The sequence below is a fragment of the Parashewanella sp. 2304DJ23-3 genome, from assembly GCF_056591695.1.
In genome coordinates, this window is sequence record NZ_JBWQOH010000006.1 from 170,936 (window position 1) to 187,104 (window position 16,169).

Annotated in this window: 12 protein-coding genes; 4 read left to right on the top strand and 8 right to left on the bottom strand. The window is 38.8% G+C overall.

All coding sequences use genetic code 11. The features are described from left to right. Positions 1-75 precede the first annotated feature (75 nt). A complete protein-coding gene (locus AC1EU2_RS13060; protein ID WP_480298715.1) occupies positions 76-396 on the top strand; it encodes a hypothetical protein in 321 nt (106 codons plus the stop codon). A 31-nt stretch (positions 397-427) separates the two neighbouring features. On the opposite strand, the gene AC1EU2_RS13065 is transcribed toward AC1EU2_RS13060, so the two are convergent. Both AC1EU2_RS13065 and AC1EU2_RS13070 read right to left on the bottom strand, forming a co-directional pair. Continuing rightward, entirely contained in the window at positions 428-1,822 is a 1,395-nt protein-coding gene (locus AC1EU2_RS13065; RefSeq protein ID WP_480298716.1) for a phosphohexomutase domain-containing protein, read from the bottom strand. A 1-nt stretch (position 1,823) separates the two neighbouring features. Next, positions 1,824-3,227 (bottom strand): mannose-1-phosphate guanylyltransferase/mannose-6-phosphate isomerase, encoded by a 1,404-nt coding sequence (locus tag AC1EU2_RS13070; RefSeq protein ID WP_480298717.1) that lies wholly within the window; start codon positions 3,225-3,227, stop codon positions 1,824-1,826. A 274-nt stretch (positions 3,228-3,501) separates the two neighbouring features. On the opposite strand from AC1EU2_RS13070, the gene sbcB reads away from it, so the two are divergent. Next, positions 3,502-4,920 (top strand): exodeoxyribonuclease I, encoded by a 1,419-nt coding sequence (gene sbcB / locus AC1EU2_RS13075; RefSeq protein ID WP_480298718.1) that lies wholly within the window; start codon positions 3,502-3,504, stop codon positions 4,918-4,920. Between the two features lie 134 nt (positions 4,921-5,054). After that, a complete protein-coding gene (gene cdd / locus AC1EU2_RS13080) occupies positions 5,055-5,948 on the top strand; it encodes a cytidine deaminase (RefSeq protein ID WP_480298719.1) in 894 nt (297 codons plus the stop codon). Positions 5,949-5,988: 40 nt separating this feature from the next. Here the strand turns inward: cdd and AC1EU2_RS13085 are convergent, their stop codons facing one another. The 6 genes from AC1EU2_RS13085 to AC1EU2_RS13110 form a co-directional block, all read right to left on the bottom strand. After that, positions 5,989-6,864: an NAD(P)-dependent oxidoreductase gene (locus AC1EU2_RS13085; RefSeq protein ID WP_480298720.1), complete on the bottom strand. Its 876-nt coding sequence runs from the start codon at positions 6,862-6,864 to the stop codon at positions 5,989-5,991. Beyond that, complete coding sequence (locus AC1EU2_RS13090) at positions 6,864-8,414, bottom strand: FGGY-family carbohydrate kinase (protein ID WP_480298721.1); 1,551 nt, start codon at positions 8,412-8,414, stop codon at positions 6,864-6,866. The genes AC1EU2_RS13085 and AC1EU2_RS13090 overlap by 1 nt, the downstream gene beginning before the upstream one ends. Before the next feature lie 117 nt (positions 8,415-8,531). Continuing rightward, positions 8,532-9,014, bottom strand: a complete 483-nt coding sequence (locus AC1EU2_RS13095; protein WP_480298722.1) for an acyl-CoA thioesterase — start codon at positions 9,012-9,014, stop codon at positions 8,532-8,534. A 611-nt stretch (positions 9,015-9,625) separates the two neighbouring features. Then, positions 9,626-11,443, bottom strand: a complete 1,818-nt coding sequence (ushA, locus tag AC1EU2_RS13100; protein ID WP_480298723.1) for a bifunctional UDP-sugar hydrolase/5'-nucleotidase UshA — start codon at positions 11,441-11,443, stop codon at positions 9,626-9,628. 393 nt (positions 11,444-11,836) lie between these two features. Continuing rightward, the gene (locus AC1EU2_RS13105) at positions 11,837-12,508 is read right to left on the bottom strand and encodes an alpha/beta hydrolase (protein ID WP_480298724.1); all 672 of its coding nucleotides are present in this window, start codon (positions 12,506-12,508) and stop codon (positions 11,837-11,839) included. A gap of 35 nt (positions 12,509-12,543) precedes the next feature. After that, the gene (locus AC1EU2_RS13110) at positions 12,544-13,425 is read right to left on the bottom strand and encodes a prohibitin family protein (RefSeq protein WP_480298725.1); all 882 of its coding nucleotides are present in this window, start codon (positions 13,423-13,425) and stop codon (positions 12,544-12,546) included. A 232-nt stretch (positions 13,426-13,657) separates the two neighbouring features. Between AC1EU2_RS13110 and AC1EU2_RS13115 the strand changes: the two genes are divergently transcribed. Further along, on the top strand, positions 13,658-16,102 hold the full coding sequence (locus AC1EU2_RS13115; RefSeq protein ID WP_480298726.1) for an ankyrin repeat domain-containing protein: 2,445 nt from the start codon (positions 13,658-13,660) through the stop codon (positions 16,100-16,102). Positions 16,103-16,169: the final 67 nt, after the last annotated feature.

Here is a 16,169-nt window from a genome sequence, read left to right on the forward strand (position 1 = left end):
AGAATTTTAATATTTAAGATTTCATCTCTAATTAAAATAAGACATGTACAGAGTAAATAATTAGAGGAACAAGACATGTCATCAATAGCATCTCCAGCGGTTGCTCCAAAACATGCTCCAGCCGCGACAAGTAAAACTGATACTCAATTAACACCTGACCAAATAAAGCAATTTCAAGATATGGATAAGTCGCTAAGTTCAATGATCACTAAAATGCAATCATTAGTGGCGCAATTACCTAACCATGATGTTATTCCTAAAGATAAAGATAAAGCTAAAGACCAATTGCAAAAATATGGCCCTTTAAATCGAGCCCTTCATAAATTGGATGGTGATGTTAAGACTTTTTTCCATAAGCTAGGCCATGCAATCAGTGATATGTTTCACAGCCTATAGAACAACAACCATCAGGGATGATGGCCTCACTTTAGGCGCTAAATGCCTGCAAAAATGTAATTATTTCTTGCGTCTTCTCTCTCATCAAAACATCGCTTTCTTTCGATTCTACGTTTAGCCTCACTACCGGTTCTGTATTAGAACAACGCAGGTTAAAACGCCACACACCAGAATTTTCAATAAAAGAAAATGAAACACCATCAATTAAATCAGATTCATAAGCTTTAGCCTGATATTTCTTTTTCACGGCCTCTAAAGCTTGTTGGGGAAAGCGAATGTTTAAATTAATTTCACCTGAAGACGGATAAAGTGAGATGCGCTCGTTAACTAGCTTTGATAAAGGTTTATTTGAAATTGATATCAATTCGACAATCAATAGCCAAGGTATCATGCCCGAATCACAATAGTAAAAGCTCCTAAAATAATGGTGAGCAGACATCTCACCACCATAAATAGCATTCTCAGATCGCATTCGCTCTTTAATAAAGGCATGGCCTGTTTTTGTTTTTATTGCCGCACCACCGGCTCTTTTAACAATATCTTCGGTATTCCATGTAAGCCTTGGATCATGAATAATTTTTTCGTCTTTATTTTTACGTAAAAACATCTCAGCCAATAAACCTACGATGTAATAACCTTCAATGAATTGACCACTCTCATCAAACAAAAAACAACGATCAAAATCTCCATCCCAAGCAATGCCTAAATCTGCTTCATACTCAATTACGGCGTCACTTGTGGCTTTTCGGTTTTCAGCTAAAAGAGGGTTTGGAATACCGTTAGGAAAGCTTGCATTAGGCTGATGGAAAACCTTAACGAACTCAATCGGAACACTGAGCTGTTCAAACTCTGACTCTAAAGCATCAATCACATGTCCTGCAGTTCCATTGCCAGAGTTAACCACTATCTTAAGCGGTTTTATATGCTCGACCTCAATGTAAGTGAGTAACTTTTCAACGTAAGGTGTAAGAATTGACGTTGCTTTATGGGTACCTACTTTATTCTGTGAAGATTCATGGATCCAAGGTTTAGCCTCTGCGAGTGCTTTAATTGAAAATAAACCTGAGTCACCAGAAACAGGAACACTATTCCCTCTCACCATTTTCATACCGTTATAATTAATTGGATTGTGAGAAGCAGTAACCATAATGCCACCATCAGCATTGAGGTTCGACGTAGCAAAATAAATTTCTTCTGTTCCAACTAAACCAATATCTAAGGTATCAACACCCTCAACTCTTAACCCTTCACTTAATGCCATTTTCAATGATTCACTGGTTGCTCGTGCATCACCACCTAAAACAACCGTTTTAGGCTTAATTTCTCTGGCATAAGCACGTCCTATGTCATAAGCGACTCTCTCATTAAGCTCTGAGCCTAATTGCCCGCGAATATCATAAGCTTTAAAACAGGTTAATGGTGTCATGTTAGGCTCTGCCGTATTTATCTTCATAACGCACAATATCATCTTCACCAAGGTAAGAGCCTGATTGAACTTCAATCAATTCAAGGTTTACTAGGCCTGGATTTTCCAATGCATGAATACTTCCAACTGGGATATATGTCGACTGGTTTTCGGTAAGAAGAATTTCTTCATTATCTTTAGTAACCTTTGCTGTCCCCTTCACAACAACCCAATGTTCGGCACGGTGATGGTGCATTTGCAGTGACAACTTAGCACCAGGCTTTACTGTTATTCGTTTAACTTGAAAGCGTTCACCTGTATCAATGCAATCATACTTACCCCAAGGTCGATAAACTTTGCGGCTACTTTTCGCTTCAATTCGACCTTGAGCATTCAACTCAGTAACAACTTGTTTTACCTTTTGAACTTCAGAGCGTTTTGATACTAATAATGCATCTTTCGTATCGACAATCACAACATCATCCAAACCTATCGTTGCAATCAGCTTATCATTTGCCGAAATAAAGGAGTTATTTGTATCAATAGTCATAACATCACCTTTACAGGAGTTTCCGTTTTTGTCTTTACTCTCAATATTCCAAAGTGCTGACCAACTCCCCACATCACTCCAATCTGCATCCAAAGGAACGACAACTGCACTTTTCGTTTTTTCCATTACAGCGTAATCAATAGAGTCACTTGGACAAGTTTCAAAAACGCTTTTATCAAACCGGGAAAAGTCACTGTCAGTTTCTAGCGTTTCAAATGCAGCCTTACATGAGTTATAGATTTCAGGTCGATGTGCTTCTAATTCATTTAAAAAAACACTGGTTTTAAACATAAACATGCCACTGTTCCAAAAGTATTTACCGCTCACTAAATAATCTTTTGCTGTTTCCAAGTCTGGCTTTTCAACAAACTGGTCAACTTCATAGCCTTGTTCCAATGCATTACCTGACTTTATATAGCCAAAACCGATTTCTGGTGATTTTGGCACAACGCCAAAAGTGACGAGTTTATTTGTTTCAGCCGCTAATTTTGCTTGATGAACAGAGGTGACAAAAGCATCTTCATTTTTGATGATATGATCAGAAGCTAAAACCAAAAGAATAGGATCTTCGCCTTTGTTTAGGCTATCGAAAGCCGCAAGCGCTATAGCTGGTGCAGTATTTTTTGCTGTAGGCTCAAGCAGAATATTCGACTTATAAGAAAGCTGTGTCCTCAACTGCTCCGCAACAACAAAACGATGTTGCTCATTACAAATGATTGTCGGTGTTTGATGTTCAATGTTAACTAATCGTTTTAACGTCGCTTGTAACATCGAGCTTTCACCATCTAATGATAAAAACTGTTTGGGAAATAATTCGCGAGATAACGGCCATAATCGAGTACCTGAACCACCAGCCATTATTATTGGTTTTATCATAGTTATCCCTAGAAATTTATTAACAATGAACTTACAAATGCTTCAATTGTTTAAAGAGACACTAGGAAACTAGGATTTATTTCATTAAAAAGTTATAAAAGACACTCGAAGATAATAATATGGTTTATTGATAATCAGTTAGAATCGTTCGCTGTTGATTACATAGACATCTAAAGCGATAATTAAGTTGGTTCAACAATTCATTTTGTATCGAGAGCATAGCTTGCTACCACACAAGCTCCAAGAGAGCAGGTGCCAACAATAAAGGACACACATGAACACTAGCGAACAGCCAACTTTATTGTGGCACGACTACGAGACCTTCGGGGTTAGCCCAGCTAAAGATCGCCCAGCTCAGTTTGCAGGAATTCGTACAGACTTAGATCTTAATATTATTGAAGAACCAATCAGCTTTTACTGTAAACAATCTCCTGATTACTTGCCGAAACCTGAAGCCATTTTTGTTACAGGCATAACACCACAAATCGCTAACACACGTGGTATTCCAGAAGCTGAATTCATGCAACGCATACATCAAATTTTTAGCCAGCCCAATACATGCGTCACTGGCTATAACTCTTTGCGTTTTGATGATGAAGTAAGTCGCTACGGTTTCTTTAGGAATTTCATTGACCCGTACTCACGTGAATGGCAAAACAACAATTCTCGCTGGGATATAATCGACTTAGCCAGAGCTTGCTATGCCTTTCGTCCTGAAGGCATTAACTGGCCTACGAATGAAGACGGAAGCCCAAGCTTCAAACTCGAGAGACTAACAGCTGAGAACGGCTTAACACATGAAAGTGCACATGATGCAGTATCAGATGTAAAAGCCACCATTGCCTTTGCGAAACTCATTAAAGACAAACAGCCAAAGCTTTATGACTACTATTTTAATTTACGTCGTAAACAGGCTGTATCCGCTCACGTAGATGTTTTGAACATGCAACCTCTGGTTCACGTTAGCTCTAAAATTCAAGCGAAACACGGTTGTACAACGCTTATTGCACCTGTTGCCCATCATCCTGATAATAAAAATGCCATTATTTGCATTAACTTGGCGATGGATATCCAGCCCTTAATTGATTTAGATGTCGAAGAAATAAAGACCCGTATGTACACATCTCGCTCAGAGCTTAGCGAGGATGAGCTGCCGATTTCAGTTAAGCAGATTCACCTGAATAAATGCCCTTTTATCACTACGGCTAAAACTTTGACCGATGAAAATGCACAGCGATTAGACATCAATAAAGAATTTGCTCGTGAGCAGTATAAAAAATTAAAGCAAAATCCACATATTCGTGAAAAGTTGACTGCGCTGTTCAGTGAAAGTCATTTTACGACTAATGAAGATGTTGACCCTGATGAATCTTTATACTCAGGTGGTTTCTTTAGTCATGCTGATAAAAGTAAAATTGCGATCGTTCGTCAAACTGCTCCACAAAATCTAGCAGCATTAGAGCTTAATTTTGAGGACTCACGCCTTGAAAAAATGCTATTTCGTTATCGGGCTCGTAATTATCCAGAAACATTGAGCAGTGATGAAGCAATCAAGTGGAAGGATTTTTGCCAAGCTAAACTTAATGATCCGGATTATATTCTCAAAATTGAGAACTTGCTTCATGACACTGAATCAGATGAGAATAAGCAGAAATTATTAGCCGCATTATGCAGTTACTTACAGTCTTTGTAATTTTATGGTTAAATGACTAACAAATGCTCAATAATTAAGAAAAACAACAGATAAATGAGAGGCTAATCGCATTATCTTAGTTTGATCTTATTTAGAATCGAGCTCCATAAACATAAAAATTGAGGACACGGGACATGCAAGATAGATTTGTACAAAGCATTGCCCAATTGCCACCTTTATTGGCACAAGCGCTAGTGCCGCTATTGGATGATGAATTTTCAGGACATTTTGACGCTAAACAAGTAGAACAATTACAACGCATCAGTGGTTTGCAAGAACATGAACTACTGATGGCGATGTTGCCTGTTGCTGCTGCTTTGGCTAATCCACCAATCAGTGAATTTTACGTCGGTGCTATTGCTCGTGGAGCAAGCGGCGACATTTATATGGGAGCGAACTTAGAGTTACCAGGTGAAGCACTCGGTCACTCTGTTCATGCAGAACAAAGTGCCATTAGCCATGCTTGGTTACTGGGCGAACGCCACATTACCGATATTATTGTCAATTACAGCCCTTGTGGTCATTGTCGCCAATTCATCAATGAACTTGTCGAAAGCCAAAACATTCGAATCCATTTGCCAGAACAAGAAACTCAGCCTTTATCATATTACTTACCGTATGCGTTTGGTCCTAAAGATTTAAATGTGACTACGCCTCTACTAGTTTCTGAAGCTGTACAAATGAAATTAGTAAGTGAAGATCCCGTCGTTTTAGAAGCAACCCATCAGGCGAATAAAAGTTATGCGCCATACAGTAAGAGTTTCAGTGCGGTAACGCTTGAATTAGAAGATGGCTCACTGTATTCAGGTCGATACGCTGAAAATGCGGCTTTTAATCCGTCAATGCAACCAATGCAAATGGCGCTCACGAACCTAGTGAGACACAACCGTCAATACAGTGAAATAAAACGTGCTGTTTTGGTAGAGTCTGCTGAAGGAAAAATCAGTTTGGCTAATGCGAGTTTAAATGCACTGCATGATCTGACTTCTGTTGAATTAGAACATGTTGTTGTTGAGCTCGAAGGCTAAAAATAATTAACGGCGAGAGTCATCAACCCTCGCCTTTAATTTAGTTCTTATAGGTCTCTAATCTTGCCATTAAGCTTGATGTATCCCATCGGCGACCACCAATGTTTTGTACTTCTTGGTAATACTGATCAACCATTGCGGTTAACGGTAATGCACTACCATTTTTACGTGCTTCATCTAACGCAATACCTAAGTCCTTGCGCATCCAATCCACAGCAAATCCAAAGTCATACTCACCCTTTAGCATTGTTTGATATCGGTTTTCCATTTGCCAGCTTTGAGCAGCACCTTTGCTGATCACTTCCACAACTTTTTCGCCATCTAGCCCAGCATTTTTTGCAAAATTGAGGCCTTCAGATAACCCTTGCACAACACCTGCAATACAGATTTGATTCACCATTTTTGCCAGTTGGCCAGCTCCAGCATCACCAATGCGTTCGGCACATCGAGCAAAAGACATAATCACAGGTTGAGCCTTGTCGAACACAGATTGCTCGCCGCCAATCATAACGGTTAACGCTCCGTTTTCCGCACCAGCTTGACCACCTGATACAGGTGCATCTAAGAACCCAATGTTTTTATCCGCTAAAACAGAGTATAACTCTCTAGCCACTTCAGCTGACGCTGTGGTGTTATCGATAAGCGTAGAACCAGATTCTAAACCTTGCAAAACCCCGTTCTCACCAAGTACAACTTGCCTCAAATCGTCATCATTGCCAACACAAGTGAAAGCAAACTCACTTCCCTGTGCAGCATCTTTAGGCGTTAGAGCAAAAGTACCGCCAAACTCACTTACCCAAGCTTCTGATTTTGATGTAGTTCGGTTATACACGGTAACTTCATGTCCGGCTTTTTGAAGGTAACCAGCCATTGGGTAACCCATTACGCCTAAACCTATAAATGCGACTTTTGCCATTAAAATCCCCTAGTTACTAATTCTTTGAAAATTGGTTTTAACTTGCCATAAATTTTGCTGTGTGCCGAGAATAAATTCTGATATTGCTCAGAAACATTTTGCTCGGGTTGAATACGTTCTTTAATTTTAACCATGCTATCTCTCGCTGACACGAGATCAGGGTATACCTTTTCTCCTACCGCACAGCACATTGCCGCCCCTAATGCGGAGGCTTCATCCACATCAATCGTTTCAATCGGTCGATTAAATATATTTGCGGCCATTTGTAAGACCTGTTTACTTTTACTGCCACCACCAGTGACTCTAACCACGGCAATTGGAAAATTATGTTTCTTTTCCAGTCGGATTAATGCAGCTTTTAAAGTGAATAAGACTCCTTCTATCGCTGCACGATAAAGGTGAAACCGAGTATGCTTTGGCGTAAAACCTACAATACTACCTTTAGCTTCAGGCCCAGGAAAAATAACACCTTGCGACCACGTCGGACTTAACATCAGCCCCTCTGAACCAGCAGGAATACTTTCGATTTCAGTGCAAATATATTCTTCAACGCTTTTGCCAAGCAATCTTGCTTTGTTTTTATCTTCTTTCCCAAACTCATCTATCAACCAAGTCAGCAACCAAAATCCTCTCTCTAACTGGACTTCATTAATATGCTGATTCTCAAGTAACGAAGGGAAAGAAGGCATATATCGAAAGGTTTCTTGAAAGGTATCGAGCCCTATACTGATACTTGCTGCACTACCTAAACTTACATTGGCAATTCCAAGTTCACCTGAACCTCCAGCGAACATTTCACAGTTTTTATCACCGCCAGCCGTATAAACTTTTGTTGTCGGTTCTAATCCAGTGTCCTTAGCAAAATTAGCGCATATATTGCCGATAAAACGCGTTGCAGGTACTAAATTAACCATCTGTTCACGGTTGCAAGCTAAAGCCTGCCAACGCCAACTTATCGATTGAGCCCAATCTAATTTTTTGTAATCAAAGGGTAAATAAGCCACTTGACTGGCAATACTATCAACAAGCTTTGCTGTAATTTTGTGTGTCAAATAACCACTAAATAAGGCGACTTTATCGGCAGAATCAATAAGCTCAGGCTTATGTTCTTTCAAATAATTTACCTTAGCAGCCTTTCTCAAAAAGGTAATACGATTGGACATGCCAACGATTTTGAAAGCCAAACGAAAATACCAACTCATCGTCGACAGTTTAGTTTCGTCAGCGAGCCTTGTATCTGACCACATATAAATTGGAGATATCGGTTTATGCTCACTATCAAGCAATACACTTGAGGCTCTCTGAGTTGTTAGTGCTACTGATGATATTAAGGAAGGATCAATATTATTTACTGTAAGCAAACGCCTGACTGATTCAACAAGCTTTTGGTAACAATATTCAGGATTTTGCTCAGCAGAACCCTTTTCGCCATCAATAAATGGCTCTACTTTAATTTGAGACTGATAAAGCGCTTTTCCTGCTTTATCAAATATTATCGCTCTGACGCTTTGAGTTCCATAATCCAAAGCCAAAAAATGCTTAACATTCATTTATTATTATTTTTGTGACAAATAGGTTACATAGTTTCAAGTCTACCATTAGATAAACTTGAAACTACATAGAAGAGGGAAAAGAAAGGAAACTATTTTGAAGTGCTAGAGAAAACACTAAGCTTCATGGACAAATGATTCCATTTCTGCACCGATCTTTTTCCGCATGTCCATCAATTTAATTGCTGAATCCCTAAGATAAATATCATGCTCTGTTTTAGGTTCCCATTGAGGAACCGGTGTCGATTTGCCATCAGCATTAACTGCAACCATGATCACCAAACAGTGAGTTTTCAAATACTTATCTGTTTCAGTTGGATCACCTGCTCGAACATCAATACCAATATGCATAGAGGTTCTTCCGGTATAAAGTACTTTTGCATTAACTTCTATCATATTGCCTACGTGAATCGGCTCGACAAATCGAATGCCTCCAGCATAAGCTGTAATGCAGTACTTACCACTCCACTGAGCTGCACAGGCATAAGCCGCTAAATCAATCCACTTCATTACAGCACCACCATGAACTTTACCTCCAAAGTTCACATCAGCAGGCTCAGCAAGAAATCTCAAACTCATTTCACGTTCTTGACCTTCCATTTTCCATCCTTTTGTCAATATTGATCACTTTTTGAGTTTAGGTGAAAAAAGCAGAACTAAGTAGCTTTAATTTTTTCTATTTTTTTGCATAACTTATTAGAGGCCGTTCCCAATTAGTCATTTCGATTTGTTACTGCCTAAAATTGGTGAAATCGAGGCACGAAGATAGAAGTTTAGTGAGCTAAATGAAAGATGAGTAACAAAGAGTTTGCCAATTTTAGGCGTAACCCGAAGGGCTGTGTATATTTTTCGTTTCTTCTGTGTTGCCGAATGCTTATGTAGAACTACTTCACCTCACATTCGTCGTATTGAATAAACAAAAAATCCACAACAGAGAATCGAAATCGTTAATTGGGAGCGGCCTCTAGGAGCTACAAATTAAAACTCAGTAAAAATTTGTAAATATCTTCATCAGTAAACTATTGCTATTTTCAATAAAAACCGGACATGTTGAGCTTTCAAGTATTTCGCAGCGATCTAATATAATGAGACAGGCTAATATATTGGAATTCTAGTGAAAATAATGATTAGGAATAAATTAATTCACAAACTCGAATTTATATATAAAAAAAGGTCGCTAAAAGCGACCTTTTTATTCGAATAATTAGTTATTATTCAGCGCTTGGAAGTAAACAAGCCTTACCAGCTTCGTCTAAAGTATTTTCGAATACTAAGTCAGCTGCAACTGGTGCATGTTTAGAACTTTCAGAAACATCGATAGTAACAGTATTGTTCTCTGATTCACGTTCAAAGTAAGCTTTTAGAGCTTGCTCATCAATGTGACCAGCATCTGGAGTCATAACTAGGCTGTCAAACGCAGTGTCACCGATTAATGATGGGTAGCCGTCACCACCAGCAGCATTAAAGCTTGGTACAGTGAAGCTGTACATTGCCGCAGCGTCAAAATCTTTACCGTTAATTTCGTGAATAGTAATGCCATTGTCTTCAGCAGTACAGTTAACTGTCATTTTGATACCAACTAACTGTGGGTATGCACCTGAACCTTTTGCACCAATGTCTACACGTGCAACAGTATTCATGTAGCTTGCAACATCAGCACCGTTCATGGTGAACTTCATTACTTTATTACCAAAAGGCTGAACAGTTAATACGTCACGGTAGCTAACGTCACCCGCTTCGATTGAAGCACGTACACCACCAGAGTTCATTACAGAGAAATCTGCTGGTTCACCAGCGTAAACTTCACGTTGAGCTTGAGCAAGTAAATGACCTAAGTTTGTTTGACCTTTACGAACAACAGCACGCTCACCTTCTAATTTGCCATTCGTTTTAGCAATAGCAACATCTAACTGAGCTTGACCTTTTTCTTGGTAAGGACGAAGAATTTCACGAACAGTAGCATCAGGAGTAATTGCATCACCCACTAATACACGCTCACCAGCTTCGTTTTTAACTTTTAAGTTAACTGGTACTAATTCGTAGCTTGATAGGTGTAGTTCATCATTGAAATATTCGAAATCTGCACGACCAACGTACTTACCCCATTCATGCGCTTGCATGATAAAAGTGCCATTTTGCTGATCAGGAGTACAAGCTTCACCTGGCTTGTAACCATCATAGTTTTCCATACAAACAGGGTTTTGTGAGTGACCACCAATGATGGCAGATAAATCACCAGCTTCTTGAGCAAGTGCTAACTTAACATCACCAGGAGCATTTGAACCATGCTGGCCATCTTTAAAGTGACCCATATGAGTCGTAGCGAAGATAAGATCAGCTTTATCACCTGCTTTAATTTCAGCGATAACTTTCTTCATTTCTTCAGCTGGATCAGTGAACGTTAGCTCACTAATAAATTCTGGGTTACCAATTTTAACTGTATCTTTAGTTGTTAAACCAACTACTGCTACACGTAAGCCATTTAATTCAAATACTTTGTAAGCATCGAAGTAACGTACAAGTGTTTCTTTACCGTCATCATCAGTTTCAGTTTCATAAATGTTTGCAGCAAGCATTGGGAAGTTTGCTAGCTTACGTTGCATTTCAACTACATCTAAGTGGTTATCGAACTCATGGTTACCAACGGCCATTGCGTCATATTCCATTAAGTTCATACCAATGAAGTCAGGGCGTGCATCTTGAAGATCTGACTCAGGTACACCTGTGTTTACGTCACCGCCAGATAAAAGAAGTGTAGTGCCACCTTCAGCTTCAACTTCTGCACGAAGCTGATCAATCAAAGTTTTACGAGCAGCCATTCCGTACTCGCCGTTCTTATTCTCCCAGAACCGACCATGGTTGTCGTTAGTGTGAAGTACAGTGAACTTAACGCAAGCGTCGCCAGCTTCAGCACAAGTTACTGGTGTTGGAGTAGGTTCAACTGTCTCTTTTTTGTTGTCGCTGCCACAGCCAGTTAATGCTGCAAGTACAGCAGAGGCTACTAAGCCTTTTACTAGTTTATTACTCATTATAATCAACCCCTTGATTTTATGTTGCCGAGTTCACTCAGCATTTATTACATGAAATTTCAGCGACCTTGATTCCTTTTATAAGGATTTATTGTTTATGCAGGACGCTATTCATTGCGGCGCATGATATCAGAAGTTGAAAACACTTTGTTATTAAAAGAAGTAATAAATGTGACCTAAGTTATTATTTTTTAAGTTTTATTTATATATTTTGTCCATTAAAAAAAACATTAACATTAATAACCTATTGTGATTCTGCTAATAAACAAAAACGCTTAGATGATTACTCACCTAAGCGCTTGAAACGAGATGAAATTATTTTAACTGTTAATTTAACAATATTGTTTCATTTAGAGAACAAAGGTCAAACTAAAAGTGTCTATTTAAAAGTCACTACAGAAGCTGTTTGCTTAACCATTGACCAATTTCAGCTAGTTGTTGAGGCAAAACTGAATGAGGCATTGGAAAGCTCTTCCATTGAGTATCGTATCCAGAATTAAGTAACGCTTGATTAGCCATCTTACCAGCGGAAATAGGAACAACAGGGTCTTGCTCTCCATGATGCTGTAATACTGAAGTGTGTTGGTTTGCGTCACTCAACCCGTCAGGCAGAGTATCTCCCTGAGGTAAATAGCAAGAAAGCGCCATAATACCAGCCAATTTTTCTGGATAGCGTAAGCCTGTATATAAGCTCAAAACACCACCTTGGCTAAAACCAGCAAGAACGATTCTGTCAGCCGGAATACCACTTTCAATTTGATCTTCAAGAATCAATTTTACTTTAGCTTCAGACTCTTGAACTCCAGACATGTCAGCACGGTCAAGTAAGTTCATACTTTTTATGTCATACCAAGATCTCATTACCGCACCACCGTTGATGGTAACGGGTTGCTCAGGAGCATGCGGAAAAACAAATCGCACATTATGATCTTGAGGTAAACCTAACATAGGTACCACAGGCGCAAACCCTGCACCTGAATCTCCTAAACCATGAAGCCAAATCACGCACGCTTCCGCTTTTACACTTGGTTCAACAATAATTGCTTGTTCTGGAGTTAATGCCATTGAACTGCCCTACTTCTTAATTGGTTTTATTGATACTATTTTTTAGCTTCTAAACTGCGCATATCCATGATTGGCATTGCACCGTCGCCTAACATTGTTGAAGGCAACTTTCCATCCCAAGCTTGGGCTTCTGTTAGCTTAACAATCAATGGATTATTTTTAAGTGCTTTGGCCTTTGCTTCAATTGCTTTTGCTTCTGCTCTACCTTTTAACAAGATAGATTGAGCTTCAGCCTCTGCGACCTTTAGAATACCTTTTGCTTTTGCGTCCGCAGTGTTTACCGCACGAAGAGCCTCTAAACGTTGACGTTCAAGTTTATGCTCTTCTGCTGCTGCAAGGTTCTTTTCAGTTTGCTTGATTTCGATGGAATTGATGTATTTTTTTGGTAATACAATGTTTTCAATCTGGATGTTATCTACAACCACAGGGAATCCGGCCATCTCTTCAGTAAGCCTTCTTTCGATGCCCTGAATAGCACTAGCTCTATCTTGGATCAATTGCTCAGCTTCAAACTGAGGAATGGTATCCTTTGCTGCACTTCTAAATCTAGGATCAAGAATTCTTTGCTCGAATTGACTTAATCCACCATATTTTTTAAATAGATCAAGCGCAGCATCTTTATTGACGGTCCAGTTGACTGAAACTTCAATCGTCACTGGCATCTGTTCTTTAGTACTTGATGCCATTCTTTCAGCATTTTTACGAGTTCGAACTTCAATAAACTCCACAGTTTCAATAAATGGAATTTTAAAATGAAGTCCTGGATTTTCTTGATGCTTAGCTTCACCAAAACGCTTAACTACACCAACGTGACCTTCACTAACGGTATAGAACGATTGGAAAATAGCGATAATAATAATTAAAACTGGCAGCGCCTTAAGAATGATTGAGGCTGAGAATTTTTTTGTTGTATTCATTATATGTCCCTTTTACAACTCCCTAAAAGCCGCGCATTTTATCACAAAAAATCAACACTCCGTGAAAAAGTAAAAATAGATAAAGCAGAATCTATGTGACTTTAAATTTTAAAGAGGTCAACAATGACCAAATAAATAAAGTTTTGATGTTTGTGAAGTTAAGAATATTTCACTGAAACAACAAGTTTGGGATGATATTGTCAATATAAAATATGTCATAACGTTTACAAATATGGCTGTAGATAACAATTCACATTATATTGAACTGAAAGAGTACCTTTCAACTCAAAACAAAACTGATGAATCCAGTTTAGAAGTTAGCTCTGCGTTAACCATTACCAGCGACAAAGCAGAAACTCACACTAAATTTCAAGCGAGGTCTCCTCAAAAGGAAGCGGTTGATTTTTTTGCTTCTCAAGGCAGAAGAGGGATACACGAAGTTGAGTTAGATTCATTTACTTGTAGCCTAGTAGAAACATCACTACCTCAGTTGCGTTGCTTTATCAAAAGTACACCGATTGAACCATCCCAAGAAATTGGAAGACAAGAACAGAAACAACAGAGTAAAACTCTATATTCTTCAGCCTCTGAACTTGAAGGGTTCAAGATGAAGAGTGATGAAAAAGCTTCAGTTGTAAGCCAGCGTCACCAGCAAGTAAATCTAAAAAGGCCGCGTACAAAAGCACCTGAAGCCGTCGTCTCCAAAAATTCTGGCTTAGACTGGTTAAATTATGCTGCAGATGATCCTCTACTAAAGCCATCGAAACCAACGTCTATTGAGTCTGAAAGTATCGCAGCTCTCGAGTTCAAGGAAAGGTGTTTACTCCTTAAACATAGTTTCGACAATAAAAATGAAGAATTACTTTCTACTGTGTTAGCGACTTTTTCACCTGAAGAAGTATATAAACTTCTCATTTCAAATATCAATGATGATCTCTTAGCCTTAGTAATTAACTTTGATACGAATAACTATACTTATATTGCTGGTAGCATTGCTGCGTTACCTACACCACAAAGATTTGACTTGCTCATCTTATGCATGAAAAATGGACAAGATCATCTCTTTTCATGCCTTTTAAAAACTTTTTCTACTTGCGAGTTAACATCAAAAAAAGTTGACGATAAGTACAGTCTCATGCACTTAGCTCTGATAAATCGCAACTCTAATATGCTTTGCGCATTACATGACGTTGGCTGCAAACCAAATATTCTCGTTAAAGAAATAACATTCAACGACGTATCATTTGTGATTAGAAATAATTTTAATTTTCTACTCGATGAGCTTTTAACGGGTCAAGTCGATGTTAACTCAGCACCAGAACCGACTAAAGAGACGCTATTACACATAGCCTTCAGGGCGAAAAATTTAGCTGCTGTGCATACATTAATTAAATTAAACGCCTACTCTTTTAAGTATGATAAAGACGCCATAACTCCATTACACCTTGCAGTAGAATCTGGTAGTTCTGAGATTGTTAAATTGATGCTTAGCCGCTCCACTAGCTTTCATAATTGGAAAAATAACAAGGGTGAAACGCCCTTACAACTTGCTTTGAGAAATAAACTTTACGATATAGCAAACGTTCTTATTGAAGCATCGATAGCAAGTACCTCGGAAAAATACAAAATCGATATAAAAGCAATGATATTCAACGGAGAAACAACTTTACTTCACCTTGCGATTAAAGAAAAAGCATATGCTCTAGTCCACACTCTGATAAACAATGGAGCGAGCAACTGCAAAGTTGACAGAAAGTATGGCACATCGCCACTGCACCTTGCAGTTGAATCTGGTGAACCATCGTTAGTTGCAATGGTATGTTGTAAATATACTTCAGTGAACCGTTTTTTAATTAATGGGCTAACGCCTCTTCAATTAGCCGTTAAAAACCATTCACATGAAATTGTGGAAGTTTTACTTAAAGGAAATGTTTATGATCTAGACAAACCACTAGAGGGAAGTAGATCAAATCTTCTGGCTTATGCTGCTGAGCATGGTGATCGCAACATTGTGAGGTTATTAGTTAATGCCGGAGCTAGTTTAACAAGTAGAAATGAAGGCGGTAAAAGTGCACTCCACATAGCAATAGAAAATAACCAACTTGGCGTTATTTCAGAGTTAGTTTCATTGGGAGCCTATGTTGACCTCGTTTGTGATAACGAGTCTCAATCTCCATTGCATTATGCAATAAAACTAGGAAATAAAGCCGCTGTTTCGACGATGCTCGACTCTCCTCGATTCAGCATTTCAAGAGCGGCACCAACCTTACAGAGCTCACTCCTCAGTGTTGCAGTAAAACATAACCAAGACATTCAAATCGCTGAACTGCTTATTCACACCGGTGCAAACATTAATGAACAATTTGGTAAAAATGAACAAACAGCCTTTATGATTGCGGTAAAACATAAACGTAGACAAATGGTAGACTTGTTATTGACTCACAAAGCCAACCAAGCTCTATTAGACAAATCAGGATTACCAGCTCTTCACCAAGCTATCGAACAAAAGGACGGCGAATATCTTACTAGCTTGTTACGCAGTAAAGTTGACCTAGAGGTAAAAGATAGTCTTAATAACACAGCATTAGTGTACTCGCTGAAAATACTCGATCAAGAGGCCGCAAATCTGATATGTCATGAAGAAGATAGAAGAAAACTTGAGTTAAACAGACCTTAAATGATCTGCAATCATGAAGAAATTTAAACAAAGTATTAAATGACAAATAGAAAAGGTTAAAATGCTT